Below are 13,818 nucleotides of genomic sequence, written 5' to 3' on the forward strand. Positions count from 1 at the left end.
GTTCAGAGAGGCCGGGACCGGCGCGCCGTGCGCCTCTAGTGCAGCGTCACGGTGATCGCATCGGTCAGCGACGCCGCGGCAACCGCGCCCGCCGCGGGGGCCGGAAGCGCCAGCATCACGACGCGATCCCGTCGCTCGGTTCCCGATGACCGCTCCGGGGACACCAGGACGACGGTGGCGCCGGAGGCCAGGATCTCTGCCGAGGGTGGTCGTGAGTCGGTGGTCTGCCGCGACTGGTCGACGGTGAGGACGTCCACCCGGTCGCCTTCACGGATGAGCGCGGCGAGTCCGGAGTCGGACAGTCGCACGGGCACGATCCGTGCGTCGGCGGATCCGACGGCGGCCTCCGCGAGGCGGGGACCCAGGAGTCGGACATCGGTGAGGATCTCGCCCTCCCGGACGGGCGACGACACCGTGCGTCCGAGTGCGGCATCTGGTGCGGGGACGGAGCCTGCAGGGGTGTCGGCTCCGGGGCGATCGACCGTGCGCAGGTCGTCGTCGGACAGGACTTGGCCGGGTGTGAGGTCCCGGGCAGCGACGACGACAGGTTCACCGACATCATCGGGATTGCCCCGGACCAGGAGTATCCCCGCGGCGACGACGAGCACCACCGCGGTGGTGCGCCGCGCGGCGTCGGTTCGTGCCCAGCCCGGACGCGTCATCCGGCCGAGTCGGTCACCGAGCGTCGGGGCCAGCGGTCCGTTGCGGTCGGACACGCGTCGGCGAAACGGGATGGTCAGCATGACGGGAAGGCTAGGCCGGGGTGCGGAGACCCGATCCCGTCACGACGGCGACGCGAACCCGCCTGTGGATGAGCGGCGGGCTGTGGACAGACCGACCCCTGGTCAGCTGGCGGCGGCGGGGGCGCTGGACGGCGCGGGTGCAGCCGAGGACGACGAGGAAGACTCGGACTTCTTTGCGGGCTCGCTCGCCGTGCTCGATCCGCCGCGGCTGTCCGTGCGGTAGAAGCCACTGCCCTTGAAGACGATGCCGACCGAGTTGAACAGCTTGCGGAGCTTGCCGGAGCACTCCGGGCACACGGTCAGGGTGTCGTCGGTGAACGACTGCACGATGTCGAACCGGTTGTCGCATTCGGTGCAGGCGTACGAATAGGTGGGCACTGGGTTCCTCCGCATTGTGTAGTCAAACCGCAGGTGTTGGCACTCTACAGTCGACAGTGCCAACAGTGCGAACCAGATGCCTATTCCTGCGCAGCCCCCGGATCCTCGGTATCGCGCGCGGCGAGGCGCACCAGGCCACGCCCCGGCGTGAGCGCCCACCCCATCGCGACATCGTGCGGATCGGCGGGCAGTCCGGCCACCAGTTCGCTGTCCCGGACCACGGCGACCAACGCCGCCGTGGGATCCGCGAGCCCGAGCGTCCGGTCGTAGAAGCCGGCCCCGCGACCGAGTCGGACACCGTGCTCGTCCACTGCCAACGCCGGTATGAACACCACCGAAGCGGCGCCGACCTCGGCCGACGGCAGAACGGGGCCGTTCGGTTCGCGGAGCCCGTAGCCGGCCGCGACGAGGTGGTCGCGGCCGGTGAACTCGGCCCACGCAAGGGGGCCGGGGTCGCCGGTAACCGGCACCAGCACTCGCGATCCCGCCTGCCGGAGGGCCTCGAGCATGTCGACGGACCCGGGCTCCGTGCCGACGGGGACATACGCGCACACCGTGAGATCGGGCCGTGCCCCTGCCAGAGTCGACACGGCGGATGTGACGAACGAGACCAAGGACGCGTCCTCCGAGACTCGGGTTCGGTCGTCCACAGCTCGGCGTTCCCGGAGGATGTGGCTCCGCCATTCGGTCTTGGACAGCGATTTCATGATCGCCACCATAGGATCGTGCGACCGGCCGCGGGGGCCGGTGGATAGGGTGGTGAGTTATGACAGATGCCGTCACCAACGACAACAGGTGCTTTCGGACGGCGGTTGTGCCCGCTGCAGGGATGGGAACGCGGTTCCTACCTGCCACGAAGACTGTTCCGAAGGAGTTACTCCCGGTGGTCGACACCCCGGGCATCGAATTGGTGGCGGGGGAGGCGGCCGACTCCGGAGCGAACCGACTGGTCATCGTGACCTCGCCGGGCAAGGACGGTGTCGTTGCTCACTTCGTCGAGGACCTGGTGCTCGAGAGCAAGCTCGAAGCCAGTGGCAAGTACCACCTGCTCGAGAAGGTGCGGAAGGCTCCGGGCCTGCTCGAGGTCGATTCCGTCGTGCAGGAGGAGCCGCTCGGGCTCGGGCATGCCGTCGGGTGTGCCGAGGCCGTCCTCGACGACGACGAGGATGCGATCGCCGTCCTGCTGCCCGACGATCTCGTGATGCCGCGCGGCGTACTCGAGACGATGTCGCGGGTTCGTGCGAAGCGCGGTGGTTCGGTGCTGTGCGCGATCGACGTACCGAAGGACCAGGTCAGCGCCTACGGCGTGTTCGACGTCGAGACCGTCCCGGATGCCACCAACCCGGATGTCCTGAAGGTCGTCGGCATGGTGGAGAAGCCTGCGATGGAGGACGCTCCCTCCACGTTCGCCGCGGCCGGTCGCTACCTGCTCGATCGTGCGATCTTCGACGCGCTGCGCCGGATCACTCCCGGTGCGGGTGGTGAGTTGCAGCTCACCGATGCGATCGCATTGCTGATCGCCGAGGGACACCCGGTGCATGTCGTCGTCCACCGCGGATCTCGACACGATCTGGGAAATCCCGGCGGCTACCTGCGTGCTGCGGTTGACTTTGCGTTGAACAGCGAGGAGTACGGCCCCTCGCTGCGCGAATGGCTGGTCGAGCGGCTGAAGCCGGCCGGCGAGTAGACGTCAGCAGTACGCGGTCGGGTCGACAGGGTCGGGAGGACGAGGAACCACATGCGCTCGGTTGAGGAGCAGCAGTCGAGAGTGACTGCTGCCGCGGTGGCGCCCCGGCCGGTCCGGGTGGCGATCTCCGAGGCACAGGGATTGCTGTGCGCCGAAGAAGTGGTGACCGAACGGCCACTGCCAGGCTTCGACCAGGCCGCGATCGACGGCTACGCAGTTCGAAGTGTCGACGTTCTCGCCGCGGGTACCGATATCCGCGGCGAGGACGGCGAGCCCACCGAACTCACCCTTCCCGTGGTCGGGGAGGTGACGGCGGGTTCGCGTCAGCCGATCCGGCTGCAGCCGCGTCAGGCCGTCCGAGTCGACACCGGTGCTCCGCTGCCGACCCTCGCCGACGCGGTCCTGCCGATGGACCGCACCGACGGCGGCCACGCCCGAGTCAAGGTCTACAAGCCGGTCCGCTCCGGTGACTACGTCCGCCGGGCCGGTGACGACGTCCAGCCGGGCGATGTCGCGGTGCGGGCGGGCACCATCATCGGCGCCGCGCAGGTGGGCCTGCTGGCCGCGGTGGGCCGCGACAAGGTCCTGGTGCATCCGCGGCCGCGTCTGTCGGTGATCTCGGTGGGCGGGGAACTGGTCGACATCGACCGCACCCCGGGACCGGGCCAGGTCTACGACGTCAATTCGTACGCGCTCGCGGCCGCGGCGCGTGACGCCGGCGCCGACGTCAACCGGGTCGGCATCGCGACGATGGATCCGCGCCGACTGCGAGAGGTCGTCGAGGGCCAGCTGATCCGGTCCGAGATCGTCGTCATCGCGGGCGCGGTCGGTGGTGGGGCGTCGGACGAGGTCCGGGACGCGCTGGCCGATCTCGGTGACCTCGAGGTCGAGCGGGTCGCCATGCACCCGGGTTCGGTCCAGGGTTTCGGGCAGCTGGGGCGCGACGAGGTCCCGACCTTCCTGCTGCCGTCCAATCCGGTGAGCGCGCTCGTCGTGTTCGAGGTGATGGTGCGGCCGCTCATCCGGATCGCGCTGGGGCGCCGTCAGCCCATGCGCCGGATCGTCACCGCCCGCACGGTCGCTCCGATCACATCCATCGCCAATCGCAAGGGATTCCTGCGCGGCCAGCTGATGCGTGACGAGTCGACGGGGGAGTACCTCGTGCAGGCGCTCGGCGGAGCGCCCGGAGCGTCGTCACACCTGCTTGCGACGCTCGCCGAGGCCAACTGCCTCGTTCTCGTCGAACCGGACGTCACTGAGGTTCGCGCCGGTGAAGAGGTGGAAGTCGCTTTCCTTGCGCAGCGGGGCTGAAAGAACCGTGTCTGTGCATCCGGGGTGGCCGGCTCGGCTCGGACCGTTGGGGGTTGTCGGCGGTCGCGTGACGGTGCGGCCCGTTCGTCTGCGGGATGCTGCCGTGTGGAGTCGGCTCCGCATCGCCAACCAGGAACACCTCGAGCCGTGGGAGCCGACCGGTCAGGCTCCCTGGGCGGACCGGCATCACATCACGGCGTGGCCGGGGTTGTGTTCGAGTCTTCGCTCGGAGGCCCGCAAAGGTCGCATGCTGCCGATGGCCATCGAGTTGAACGGCAGCGTGTGCGGTCAGATCACCGTCGGCAACATCGTCCGCGGTGCGCTGTCGTCCGCGTGGATCGGTTACTGGGTCTCGAAGGACGTGGGCGGGCAGGGCATCGCGACGGCTGCACTCGCGCTGGGGCTCGACCATTGCTTCGGTCCGATGGGGTTGCACCGGGTGGAGGCCACCGTTCGTCCGGAGAATCTGGCGAGTCAGGCGGTACTGCGGCATGCAGGTTTCCGCGAGGAGGGACTGCTGCGGCGGTACCTCGACGTCGACGGTCAGTGGCGCGATCATCTGCTGGTCGCGATGACCGTCGAGGAGGTACCCGGTTCGGTGTCCGATCGTCTGGTGCGGGCCGGACGGGCCACCTGGAGCTGATGGGCGAGCGCCCGGACAGCCGAACGGCCCCGCCGGGGCCCGAGCCCGACGAGGCCGTTCGGCCACAGGTCACACGATGACCGGCGGACCGTAGCTGACGACGACGTCGTCCGCGACATCGGTGGATGCCGTGAAGATGGCGTAGGAGCGGACCGACACCGAGCCGAGGGCGTGGTTGACCTCGAGATGGACATCACGCAGCGTGATGGCGCACTGGGTGGACTTGCACTCCTTCTTCTGCACCGGAACCGTCGCGATGGTGCCTGGCGCGACCTGCGTGGACAGGTTGCCCTCGACCGGGGTCTCGATACCCAGCTCGAGTGCCTGACCGTTGAACAGGTCGACGACCGGCGGGATGTTGGGGTCCGCGGTGAGGTGCACGGTCTCCGCCTGTTCCGGGATGTAGACCACGCCCGGGGTCAGCCCGGCATTGCCGGTGATGACGGCACCGTTGGAGACGTCGGCCTGGTAGCCGATCTGGTATCCCACCTCGAGCACGCCGCCGGTGTAGGGGGAGCCGCCGTTACCGCTGACAGTCGCGAGCGCTCGTCCGCTCGCGAAGATGTCGCGCGTGAACTGATTGCCGGACAGCGGGGCGACGCTGTTGAGCGATTGACCGGTCTGGTCGATGTGGAGCTCCCAGCCGTCGAAACTGACGGCGTGGGCGGAGGTGTCCTGCTGGAATGTGGCTTCGGCGCCCGCCGAACCGACGGAAACCGTGAGCATCACGGCGGCTGCTCCGGCAATGACGGCAGAAGCGGATCGCGTAAGCCTGCGGCGAAGAAAAGACCGGTGATTCACGTGCATGGGAATTCCTCGTCTTCGATTGTTCGCGACCGGAGCGCGCCGGCCTCGGGCAGAGTTCGGGACGACTACGACAATCGTGGACGCCCGGTTGCAGTATTGGTTCTCTGTCACTGATCCGTAAGGTTTTGGCGACTTGTTTTCTCAAATTTGATAAAGAGACGCTAACGATTCTGTTTCGACGGCGAATTGTCGCTGTTATCACTTTCGCGTGAACGGTCGGGAAAAGGCGGGTCCGGGTGTGTGCCCACGCGCCGGCCCGGTTCGGGCGCCGGGCGCAGTCGGTCGCCGGGGTCCGTATCGGGCGGCGTCGCAGGCGGCCGAGTGCCGGCGGCGACGCGGGTATGCGGGGAGTGGTCTTGGGCTCACTTGAATCTCGAGGCTGCAATTTCCTTCTCGAGAGGTGATAATCGAGTGACGGGTGTGACACCTGCGAAACCTGAGTCGGCGCGCCTGCGACGGCAACGGTGCGGATGCCACTAGCCTGAGCAGGTCATTGGCGTCATCAGTGCTGGTAGACGAATGGGAGGAGGTCGTCGGTATGCCGAGTTCCTCGATCATCTGGATCGCGCTGGTTGCCGTCTGGCTGTTCGTCCTTGTTCCGATGCTTGTCAGCAAGCGGCCCCGGATCCGGCAGACGACGGATGCGGCGCTCGCGACTCGAGTGCTGCATCGTGGCGACGCGGAACGCCCGGCACGCGGGCCCGCGGCCGGACATCGGAGCGATCCGAACTGGCGCCCGGCGTCGGTACGGCTGCGCGGTGACACCTACGGCGACGACTCATACGGCACGGATGCGGAGGATCGAATGGACGCTCACGCCGACGAGAACATGATGGACGATGCGATCGACCGCACGCGCGGCACAGCCCGGGACTACGTCCCGAATCGGCGCGGCCGGGGTGGATTCGATCCCGAGGCCGACGCGATCGCCAGCGCGGCCCGGTACCAGTTCCGTCAGCGCACGGTGCTCGGGTTGATATTCGCGACGATCCTGACGGCCGCGCTCGCCGTGGCGTTGACCCCCGTGATGTGGTGGGTCTCCGCCTTCTCGGTGGTCGCCCTCGTGGGCTATCTCGCCTACCTGCGTCGGCAGGTCCATCTCGAGCAGGAGATCCGCGGTCGCCGCATGGCCCGCCTCGGTCGTTCGCGACTGGGCGTCGAATCGGACTCCGACGAGGAGCTGCGACTGGTCCCGGCGCGGCTGCGCCGGCCCGGCGCTGTGGTTCTCGAGGTCGACGACGGTGACCCGGCGTTCGATCATCTCGACCACTACGACGCGGAGTTCGTCGAGCGTGGCGACCGTGGCCGGCACGACGACTACGAGGTGTCCTACCGCGACGACGGTATGAGGCGCGCGTCCGGGCAGTGATTTCCCGGCAAATTCCCCTTCCGGCTTCAGGGCGCCCGATCACCACGGTGATCGGGCGCCCTGCCGTTTTCGACCATTTTTGCCGCTGGCCAGGCGATTCGTTATCTCGGAGCATGTCCTGTTAGAGTTGCCGAGCGGTCAGCGAAAGCGGATCGTGGTTCGGGGCTGTGGCGCAGTTGGTAGCGCGCTTCGTTCGCATCGAAGAGGTCAGGGGTTCGATTCCCCTCAGCTCCACAATGAAGAGGCCCTCTCCTTCGGGAGAGGGCCTCTTTCGTGTTCCGGTACTTCTCGTGTCGCGTACCGCAGGTTCCGTCAGCGCGAGGCGTCCGGCGGGATCTCGGGCAGGCCTTCCGCCGCCCGCAGCTTCTCCGCGAGCGTGGTCAGCAGCGTCTGCGATTCCTCGGACAGATCGAATGCCCGGGTCGCCAGCCGCCGCAGCCCGTAGCCCTGGAGCTGCGTGACCAGTTCGAGGTCATGGTCGACCTTCGAGGCGTAGATGTCGTTGAAGAAGTACGCCGGCTTCACTTTGAAGAACTTCGCGAAGGCCGCGACGGTCTCGTCCGAGGGATTGCTTCTCTGGCCGGAGCGCAGCTGCGATATGTACGGCTTGGATATCTTGTGGCCGTCCGCGATGAGGGCGTTCGCCACTTCCGCATTGGTATGCGGCTTCCGGCCCGGTGGATGGACGGTTTCGAAGAGCTTGTTGAGCCGTGCGGCGAAGTCAGACATCGCGACGATCTTAACACCGGAGATAACCGGCGGGTAGCTCGAATGTATTGATTGATCAATCGTTCGAAACCTGCCGCCGTGGCGCCGTTCGGGACGGTGGAACGCTGCCTTGGCATACGAATAACCTTGTGGTAGCTCACGGCCAACCGCTTGGTCTCGAATCGCTACCACCAGCGCGCGACGCCTGGAAAATGGCGCCCGCGACGGGGAAACTGGGAGGCATGGACCGCAGAATGAGCGACAACGAATTGCGCCGGGCGATTCACGTGCTGCGTGACCGGGCCGACGAGGCCCGCAGCCACGGTCGTCCCGAGGACGCGGAGGGGCTCGAGAAGACCATCCGCGACTACCAGGACGAGATGGCGCAGCGTCTCTGACGCGGCTCCACCGAACCTGCCCGAATCGGCGCCGCAGATCGTCCGGCGCCGATTCCGGTGTGCGCCACGTACACTGCCGAAACGGACTGAACCTGAACCGATCGAAGGCGGGGAACTGCAGGCGATGGCGATCAAGACGCTCGACGGTAAGAAGTGCCTGATCACCGGGGCGGCCAGCGGAATCGGTCGGGCCACGGCTCTCGCGGCGGCCGCGGAAGGTGCCCGGTTGTTCCTCACCGACATCGACGCGGTGGGACTCGAGGAGACCGTCGGCCTCTGCGAGCACGCCGGCGGCACCATCGAGTGTTCGCGGGCCCTCGACGTGTCCGACTTCGACGCGGTCACCGCGTTCGCCGACGAAATCCACGAACAGTTCGGCAGCCTCGACGTCGTCATGAACATCGCGGGCATCTCGGCCTGGGGCACCGTCGAGAATCTCGAGCATCGCCACTGGAAGTCGATGGTGGACGTGAACCTGATGGGCCCGATTCACATCATCGAGCGGTTCGTGCCCCCGATGATCGCGGCCGGGCGCGGCGGACACCTCGTGAACGTGTCGTCGGCCGCCGGCCTGCTGGCGCTGCCGTGGCACGCGGCTTACAGCGCCAGCAAGTTCGGTCTACGCGGGGTGTCCGAGGTCCTGCGGTTCGATCTCAAGCGGCACGGTATCGGCGTGAGCCTGGTGGTGCCCGGTGGCGTGAAGACGCCGTTGGTGGGCACTGTGCAGATTGCCGGTGTGGACCGCGACGATCCCCGCATCCGTAAGCTCACGCACCGATTCGAGAAGCGCGCCGTGACTCCGGAGAAGGTCGCCGACTGCATCATCGCCGGAATCGAGAAGAACCGGTATCTGGTGTACACGTCCAACGACATCCGATTCGGCTACTGGTGGGCGCGAAAGTTCGCTCCGCCGTACGAGTTCGTGATGCAGAAGGCGAACGACCAGTTCAGTAAGCTGCTGTAGCTGTAGCTGTAGCTGTAGCTGTAGCTGTAGCTGTAGCGATCCCAGCGCCGCGGGGACGCAATGCACCGCTGTGCATCTCGTAGGCGGCATCCACCAGGTCCAACTGGCTGAGATCGTGCGTCACCATCACCGTCGCGACCGAACGCTCGCGGCTCAGCTCGGCGAGCAGCGCGACGATCTCGCGGCTGCGTTCCTCGTCCAGCGCCGACGTCGGCTCGTCGACCAACAGGACCGCGGGATCGTTCACGATCGACCGGGCGATCGCGACGCGCTGACGCTGGCCGCCGGAGAGCTGGTTCGGGCGTCGGTCGAGCTGGCCCTCGAGTCCGAGGCTGCACAGGAGTTCCCGGGCCCGCTTGCGGCTTTCGCGCACCGAACCGCCGTTCAGGTGCGTGATCATCTGCAGCTGCTCGGTCGCGGTGAGCGACGGCAGCAGGTTCGACTGCTGGAAGACGAAGCCGAGCTTCTCCCGGCGCATGTCGGTGCGCGCTGCGCGATCGAGGCCCGTGACGTCGGTGCCGTCGATCGCGACGGTGCCCGACTCGGGCGAGATCAGCAGTCCGGCCACCGCGAGCAGGCTCGACTTTCCCGAGCCCGATGGCCCGGTGACGGCGACCAGTTCGCCGCGGTTCACGTCCAGGTCGACGTCGTCGAGGGCGCGCAGGCGGGTGTCTCCGTCGGGGTAGGTCAGTACGGCGTTGCGGAGCGAGATGCTCATGGGAGGTCCTTTCGAGTTCTGTCGGACGCCGGGCTCAGCGCGCGTTCGCGAGCGCGGTCAGCGGATCGATCGAGACGATCCGGGCCAGTGCTGCCGTGGCGCCGATCATGCCCATCACGATCAGTGCGACGAACGGGACGAGCGTGCCCGAGACGGTCAGCGTGAACGGCACGAACTTCGATGCGATCGTGCCCAGTCCCAGGGCGGCCAGGCTGCCGAGGCCGGCGCCGAGCGTCAGGACGATGAGGGACTGCCCGAGGGCGTCCTTGAGCAGGTACTTCGTGGAGGCGCCGACAGCCTTGAGGATGGCGAGGTCCTGGCTGCGTTGGATGGTCCAGACGGTGAAGAAGGCGCCGACGACGAGGGCGCTGACTGTCATCAGCATCGCCTGCATCAGCAGCAGGGATCCGCGCTCCGACGTGTAGGAGCCGATCGCGTTGAGGGCGCCGCCCTCGTCGGTGATCGACGTGCCGGTGGCGGCTGCCGCACTGTCGGCGTCGAAGCCGCCGGAGGTGCGCATCGCGATCACGGTGCCGTCGCTGCCGCCTGCGGCCGGGAGCTGTGTCCACACGTCGTGGTTCATCCACACGACCGGCTGGTGACTGTAGAGAGAGTCGTCGACGAGGGCGCTGATGGTCAAGGTGTCGGCGCCGATGGTGATCTGGCTCCCGACGCCCCAGCCGTTGTCCTTCGCCAGGTCGGCGTCGACCGCGACCGAGGCGGCGTCGAGCGGCACGGGGGCGGCGAACGAGTGTCCGTCCACACCGAACGCCGAGGCCGCGACCTCACGGTCTCCCGCGGAGATCCGGACGGGGGCGATTCCGATGACGGCGGCCTCGTCGACACCGGCGGTCGCGGCGAGGGCGTCGCGCTGCTGCTCGGTTACGGTGGACTCCCCGAAAGACAGGGACTGCCCGTCGGCCGGCTCGCCGAACGCGAAGTTGTCGGCGCCGAGGTGCTTGACCGCGGCGATCGATTGGTTGCCCAGTCCCGTGGTGAGCCCCGACAGCATCACGACCATCAGGGAGATCAGGAACAGCGCCGAACTCATCAGGGTGAATCGGCCCTTGGCGAAGCGGAGATCTCGAATGCTGAGGAACATGTCATCCAGCTTCGCGTGAAGGGGGTGGTTGGGGCATCGCGCATCGGTTGACTTCGCCGGTCCATCGAAAGTTGGAGACAGCGGTTCACGGCGGCGGCGGGTGGTGCCGCGGTGTTAGCGTGAATGCAATGCAGACCCACGACGTGTCCCTTCCCGGTGGCGTCGCGCCGGTGTTGCGCGCGATGCAGATCGGCGCCCACGTCCTGTTCGTTCTGCTTCTCGCGGTGGGTATCGGCCGGGTCCTCGTGTCGCAGGGCGCGCACGAGGCCTGGATTCTGGTGCTAGCGCTCGCGGAGCTCGCCTGGTACATCGGCGGCGTGTCGTTCGTGCGCCGCCGCGGTGTCGTGCAGCGCTCGACGGGCCAGGTCTGGCTGGCGGTGCTGGTGGCGGGCTGGCTGGCTCTGGTGGCGTCGAATCCCAACTTCGTGTGGGTCGTCTTCGCACTGTTCTTCCTGTGCTTCCACCTGCTGTCGGTCCCGGTGGCGCTGATCACGACCGTGGTGCTCACGGTCGTCTCGATCGCCGCGAGTCTGCTGCACGGCGACAGCAACACGGTGGCGTCCATCCTCGGTCCGACCTTCGGTTCGGCTGTGGCCGCGGGCATGGCGATGGTGTACCAGCAGTTGGCCCGTGAGGCGGCGCAGCGTCAGCAGTTGGTCGACGAGCTCACCGACGCGCACCGCGAGCTGCTCGATGCACAGGACGAACTGGTCGCGTTGCAGCGCGAGTCCGGCGCCGTCGCCGAGCGCGCGCGCCTGGCCCGCGACATCCACGACACATTGGCACAGGGTTTTTCGTCGATCCTTCTGCTGGCTCGTGCGGGCCTGCGTGGCACCGATACGGCCCCGACCTTCACCCAGATCGCCGACACGGCACAGCAGAACCTGGTGGAGGCGCGACGGGTGGTGGATGCGCTGCGGCCGTCGGATCTCGAGTCCGCGCCGCTCGAGTCGGCGCTGCGGCGACAGCTGGAGCAGCTGGAACAGCACACCGGGATCGTCGGAGAACTGTTCACCGACGGCGATCCGGTCCCGCTGCCGATGGACTACGATGTCGCGTTGTTGCGGGTGGGGCAGAGCGCTCTTGCGAACGTGCGCCTGCACTCGCATGCTCGGCGCGTGCGGCTGACCCTGACGTACGCCACCGACGAGGTACGTCTCGACATCGTCGACGACGGCATCGGATTCGACGAACGCGAGGCCGGCGGATTCGGGCTGCGGGCGATGCGCGATCGTCTTGCACTGTTAGGAGGAACACTGGTGGTCGAATCGGCTCCGGGCGACGGAACTGCCGTGGCTGCAACACTTCCCGTCGGGCGTCCCCTGTGAGCGTCGTGCGGGTCCTGCTGGTCGACGATCACCCGGTGGTCCGCGCCGGGCTGCGCGCGCTGCTCGCGTCGCACGACGATGTCGAGGTGGTGGCCGAGGCGTCGTCGGGCGAGGAGGCGGTGGCGTTGGCCGCGACCGCGAAACCCGATGTGGTGCTGATGGATCTGCGTCTGGGCGCCGGGATCGACGGCGCCGGTGCGACCGCCGAGATCGTGGCGCGCCCGAACCCGCCGCGGGTGGTGGTGCTCACGACGTACGACACCGACGCCGACATCCTGCGGGCCGTGGAGGCGGGCGCCGCGGGGTACCTGCTCAAGGACACCGCCCCGCACGTGCTGATCGACTCGGTGTTCGCGGCGGCTCGCGGCGAGACGGTGCTCGATCCCGAGGTGGCGCAGCGGCTCTACCGGCGGATGCAGCAACCGCGCGCCGACCTCAGCGCGCGGGAGACCGAGGTGCTGGCACTCGTGGCCGAGGGGCTGTCCAATCGGGCAATTGCGAAACAGTTGTTCGTCAGTGAGGCGACGGTGAAATCGCACCTGGTGCATGCGTTCACGAAGCTCGAGGTCGACAGCCGCACGGCCGCGGTGGCCGCGGCCCGCGAACGGGGCTTGATCGCCTGAGCGGTGCGGTAGCGTCGGCAGAATGCCGAAGCGATTCGAGTTCTCGGCCGATTTCGACCACCCCGTCGACCGGGTGCACGCACTCCTGACCGACGAGGGCTACTGGCGTTCGCGGATGCCGCCGCAGTCGCGCGGATCGGTGCGGGTGGACCGGACGTCCGACGGCGACGGGCAGTCGCTCGTCACCGTGACGATGACCGAGGCTGTCGATACCGACACGTTCCCCGCACTCGTGCGCAAGGTCATCCGCGGTGAGATGCGGATGGAGCGGATCGACACGTGGCGCGCCGTGCACGACGGCCGGGCGTCGGGGACACTCGCCGGGTCCGCCACCGGCATTCCCGTCACGATCGACGGAGAATACACGCTACGTCCGGGCACCAGCGGCTCCGTGCTCGATGTCCGCGGCACGGCCACAGTGCGAATTCCGCTGGTGGGTAGCCAGATCGAGCTGTTGGTGCGTCAGATGGTGTCACAGGTGGTCGAGCGGGACCGGGCCGAGGCCCACCGTCGGCTCGACAACGGCTGACCGGGCGTCAGTCGATCTCGACGTCGATCACCCGTGCGCCCGGACCCTCGGTTCCCAACTCGTCGTGCGGGTTGGCCAGCGTGCAACTCGCGAGGGACAGGCACCCGCATCCGATGCAGTTGGTGAGGTCGTCACGCAACCTGGTGAGCTGCTCGATCCGCCGGTCGAGATCGGCGTGCCACCGGCTCGACAGCCGCGCCCAGTCGCTGCGCGTCGGGGTGCGGCCGTCCGGCAGCGTGGAGAGCGCGTCGCGGATCTCGGCGAGGGGGATGCCGACCTTCTGCGACAGCCGGATGAACGCCACCCGGCGCAGCACGTCGCGCTTGTAGCGTCGCTGGTTCCCGCTGGTACGTCGGCTCGAGATCAGGCCCTCACGCTCGTAGAAGTGCAGCGCGGAGACCGCCACACCACTGCGCTCGGAGAGCTGTCCGGGCGTGAGTTCCCGGGTGTTCCAATCGGGCATGTCCACGGTGCTCGCCTTCCCTGAGCCGACAACCTGAACAATACTCG

Annotated in this window: 17 protein-coding genes and 1 tRNA gene; 10 read left to right on the plus strand and 8 right to left on the minus strand. The window is 67.8% G+C overall.

Annotated elements, in window-relative coordinates; all coding sequences use genetic code 11:
* Nucleotides 1–35: 35 nt before the first annotated feature.
* The 3 genes from HUN07_RS07210 to HUN07_RS07220 form a co-directional block, all read right to left on the minus strand.
* Nucleotides 36–743: an SAF domain-containing protein gene (locus tag HUN07_RS07210; RefSeq protein ID WP_174908796.1), complete on the minus strand. Its 708-nt coding sequence runs from the start codon at nucleotides 741–743 to the stop codon at nucleotides 36–38.
* 102 nt (nucleotides 744–845) lie between these two features.
* The gene (locus HUN07_RS07215; protein ID WP_174908798.1) at nucleotides 846–1,121 is read right to left on the minus strand and encodes an FmdB family zinc ribbon protein; all 276 of its coding nucleotides are present in this window, start codon (nucleotides 1,119–1,121) and stop codon (nucleotides 846–848) included.
* Between the two features lie 80 nt (nucleotides 1,122–1,201).
* A complete protein-coding gene (locus HUN07_RS07220) occupies nucleotides 1,202–1,828 on the minus strand; it encodes a 5-formyltetrahydrofolate cyclo-ligase (RefSeq protein ID WP_114718540.1) in 627 nt (208 codons plus the stop codon).
* A gap of 59 nt (nucleotides 1,829–1,887) precedes the next feature.
* Between HUN07_RS07220 and HUN07_RS07225 the strand changes: the two genes are divergently transcribed.
* Genes HUN07_RS07225 through HUN07_RS07235 form a run of 3 tightly spaced genes read left to right on the plus strand, consistent with a single transcriptional unit; the run spans nucleotide 1,888 to nucleotide 4,762 of the window.
* Nucleotides 1,888–2,808: a UTP--glucose-1-phosphate uridylyltransferase gene (locus HUN07_RS07225; RefSeq protein ID WP_114718215.1), complete on the plus strand. Its 921-nt coding sequence runs from the start codon at nucleotides 1,888–1,890 to the stop codon at nucleotides 2,806–2,808.
* A 51-nt stretch (nucleotides 2,809–2,859) separates the two neighbouring features.
* Nucleotides 2,860–4,119: a molybdotransferase-like divisome protein Glp gene (glp, locus tag HUN07_RS07230; RefSeq protein WP_114718216.1), complete on the plus strand. Its 1,260-nt coding sequence runs from the start codon at nucleotides 2,860–2,862 to the stop codon at nucleotides 4,117–4,119.
* 7 nt (nucleotides 4,120–4,126) lie between these two features.
* Nucleotides 4,127–4,762, plus strand: a complete 636-nt coding sequence (locus HUN07_RS07235; protein ID WP_174908800.1) for a GNAT family N-acetyltransferase — start codon at nucleotides 4,127–4,129, stop codon at nucleotides 4,760–4,762.
* 69 nt (nucleotides 4,763–4,831) lie between these two features.
* On the opposite strand, the gene HUN07_RS07240 is transcribed toward HUN07_RS07235, so the two are convergent.
* Entirely contained in the window at nucleotides 4,832–5,488 is a 657-nt protein-coding gene (locus tag HUN07_RS07240) for an MspA family porin (protein WP_254622835.1), read from the minus strand.
* A 619-nt stretch (nucleotides 5,489–6,107) separates the two neighbouring features.
* On the opposite strand from HUN07_RS07240, the gene sepX reads away from it, so the two are divergent.
* Both sepX and HUN07_RS07250 read left to right on the plus strand, forming a co-directional pair.
* The gene (sepX, locus tag HUN07_RS07245; protein WP_174908804.1) at nucleotides 6,108–6,938 is read left to right on the plus strand and encodes a divisome protein SepX/GlpR; all 831 of its coding nucleotides are present in this window, start codon (nucleotides 6,108–6,110) and stop codon (nucleotides 6,936–6,938) included.
* A gap of 161 nt (nucleotides 6,939–7,099) precedes the next feature.
* Nucleotides 7,100–7,172, plus strand: a tRNA-Ala gene (locus HUN07_RS07250).
* Between the two features lie 78 nt (nucleotides 7,173–7,250).
* Here the strand turns inward: HUN07_RS07250 and HUN07_RS07255 are convergent.
* Nucleotides 7,251–7,667, minus strand: coding sequence for a helix-turn-helix domain-containing protein (locus HUN07_RS07255; RefSeq protein WP_114718220.1), 417 nt, complete (start codon nucleotides 7,665–7,667; stop codon nucleotides 7,251–7,253).
* 233 nt (nucleotides 7,668–7,900) lie between these two features.
* Here HUN07_RS07255 and HUN07_RS07260 point away from each other — a divergent pair, with 233 nt between their 5' ends.
* Both HUN07_RS07260 and HUN07_RS07265 read left to right on the plus strand, forming a co-directional pair.
* Complete coding sequence (locus tag HUN07_RS07260; protein ID WP_174907146.1) at nucleotides 7,901–8,044, plus strand: hypothetical protein; 144 nt, start codon at nucleotides 7,901–7,903, stop codon at nucleotides 8,042–8,044.
* A 124-nt stretch (nucleotides 8,045–8,168) separates the two neighbouring features.
* Entirely contained in the window at nucleotides 8,169–9,008 is an 840-nt protein-coding gene (locus HUN07_RS07265) for an SDR family oxidoreductase (protein ID WP_174908806.1), read from the plus strand.
* On the opposite strand, the gene HUN07_RS07270 is transcribed toward HUN07_RS07265, so the two are convergent.
* Nucleotides 8,992–9,726, minus strand: coding sequence for an ABC transporter ATP-binding protein (locus HUN07_RS07270; protein ID WP_174908807.1), 735 nt, complete (start codon nucleotides 9,724–9,726; stop codon nucleotides 8,992–8,994). The two genes, HUN07_RS07265 and HUN07_RS07270, sit on opposite strands and share 17 nt — an antisense overlap.
* A 34-nt stretch (nucleotides 9,727–9,760) precedes the next feature.
* Complete coding sequence (locus HUN07_RS07275) at nucleotides 9,761–10,828, minus strand: ABC transporter permease (protein ID WP_174908809.1); 1,068 nt, start codon at nucleotides 10,826–10,828, stop codon at nucleotides 9,761–9,763.
* Nucleotides 10,829–10,956: 128 nt separating this feature from the next.
* Here HUN07_RS07275 and HUN07_RS07280 point away from each other — a divergent pair, with 128 nt between their 5' ends.
* From HUN07_RS07280 to HUN07_RS07290, 3 genes are read left to right on the plus strand one after another with little or no spacing between them, the layout of a single operon-like run.
* Nucleotides 10,957–12,156: a sensor histidine kinase gene (locus tag HUN07_RS07280; RefSeq protein ID WP_114718225.1), complete on the plus strand. Its 1,200-nt coding sequence runs from the start codon at nucleotides 10,957–10,959 to the stop codon at nucleotides 12,154–12,156.
* Complete coding sequence (locus HUN07_RS07285; RefSeq protein ID WP_114718226.1) at nucleotides 12,153–12,779, plus strand: response regulator; 627 nt, start codon at nucleotides 12,153–12,155, stop codon at nucleotides 12,777–12,779. Before HUN07_RS07280 ends, HUN07_RS07285 begins: the two co-directional genes overlap by 4 nt.
* Nucleotides 12,780–12,801: 22 nt before the next feature.
* Nucleotides 12,802–13,308, plus strand: coding sequence for a DUF2505 domain-containing protein (locus HUN07_RS07290; protein WP_174908811.1), 507 nt, complete (start codon nucleotides 12,802–12,804; stop codon nucleotides 13,306–13,308).
* A gap of 7 nt (nucleotides 13,309–13,315) precedes the next feature.
* Here the strand turns inward: HUN07_RS07290 and soxR are convergent, their stop codons facing one another.
* Nucleotides 13,316–13,777: a redox-sensitive transcriptional activator SoxR gene (soxR, locus tag HUN07_RS07295; protein ID WP_114718228.1), complete on the minus strand. Its 462-nt coding sequence runs from the start codon at nucleotides 13,775–13,777 to the stop codon at nucleotides 13,316–13,318.
* Nucleotides 13,778–13,818: the final 41 nt, after the last annotated feature.

Origin of the sequence: Rhodococcus sp. W8901, from assembly GCF_013348805.1 — a bacterium.
Taxonomy (GTDB): Bacteria; Actinomycetota; Actinomycetes; order Mycobacteriales; family Mycobacteriaceae; genus Prescottella.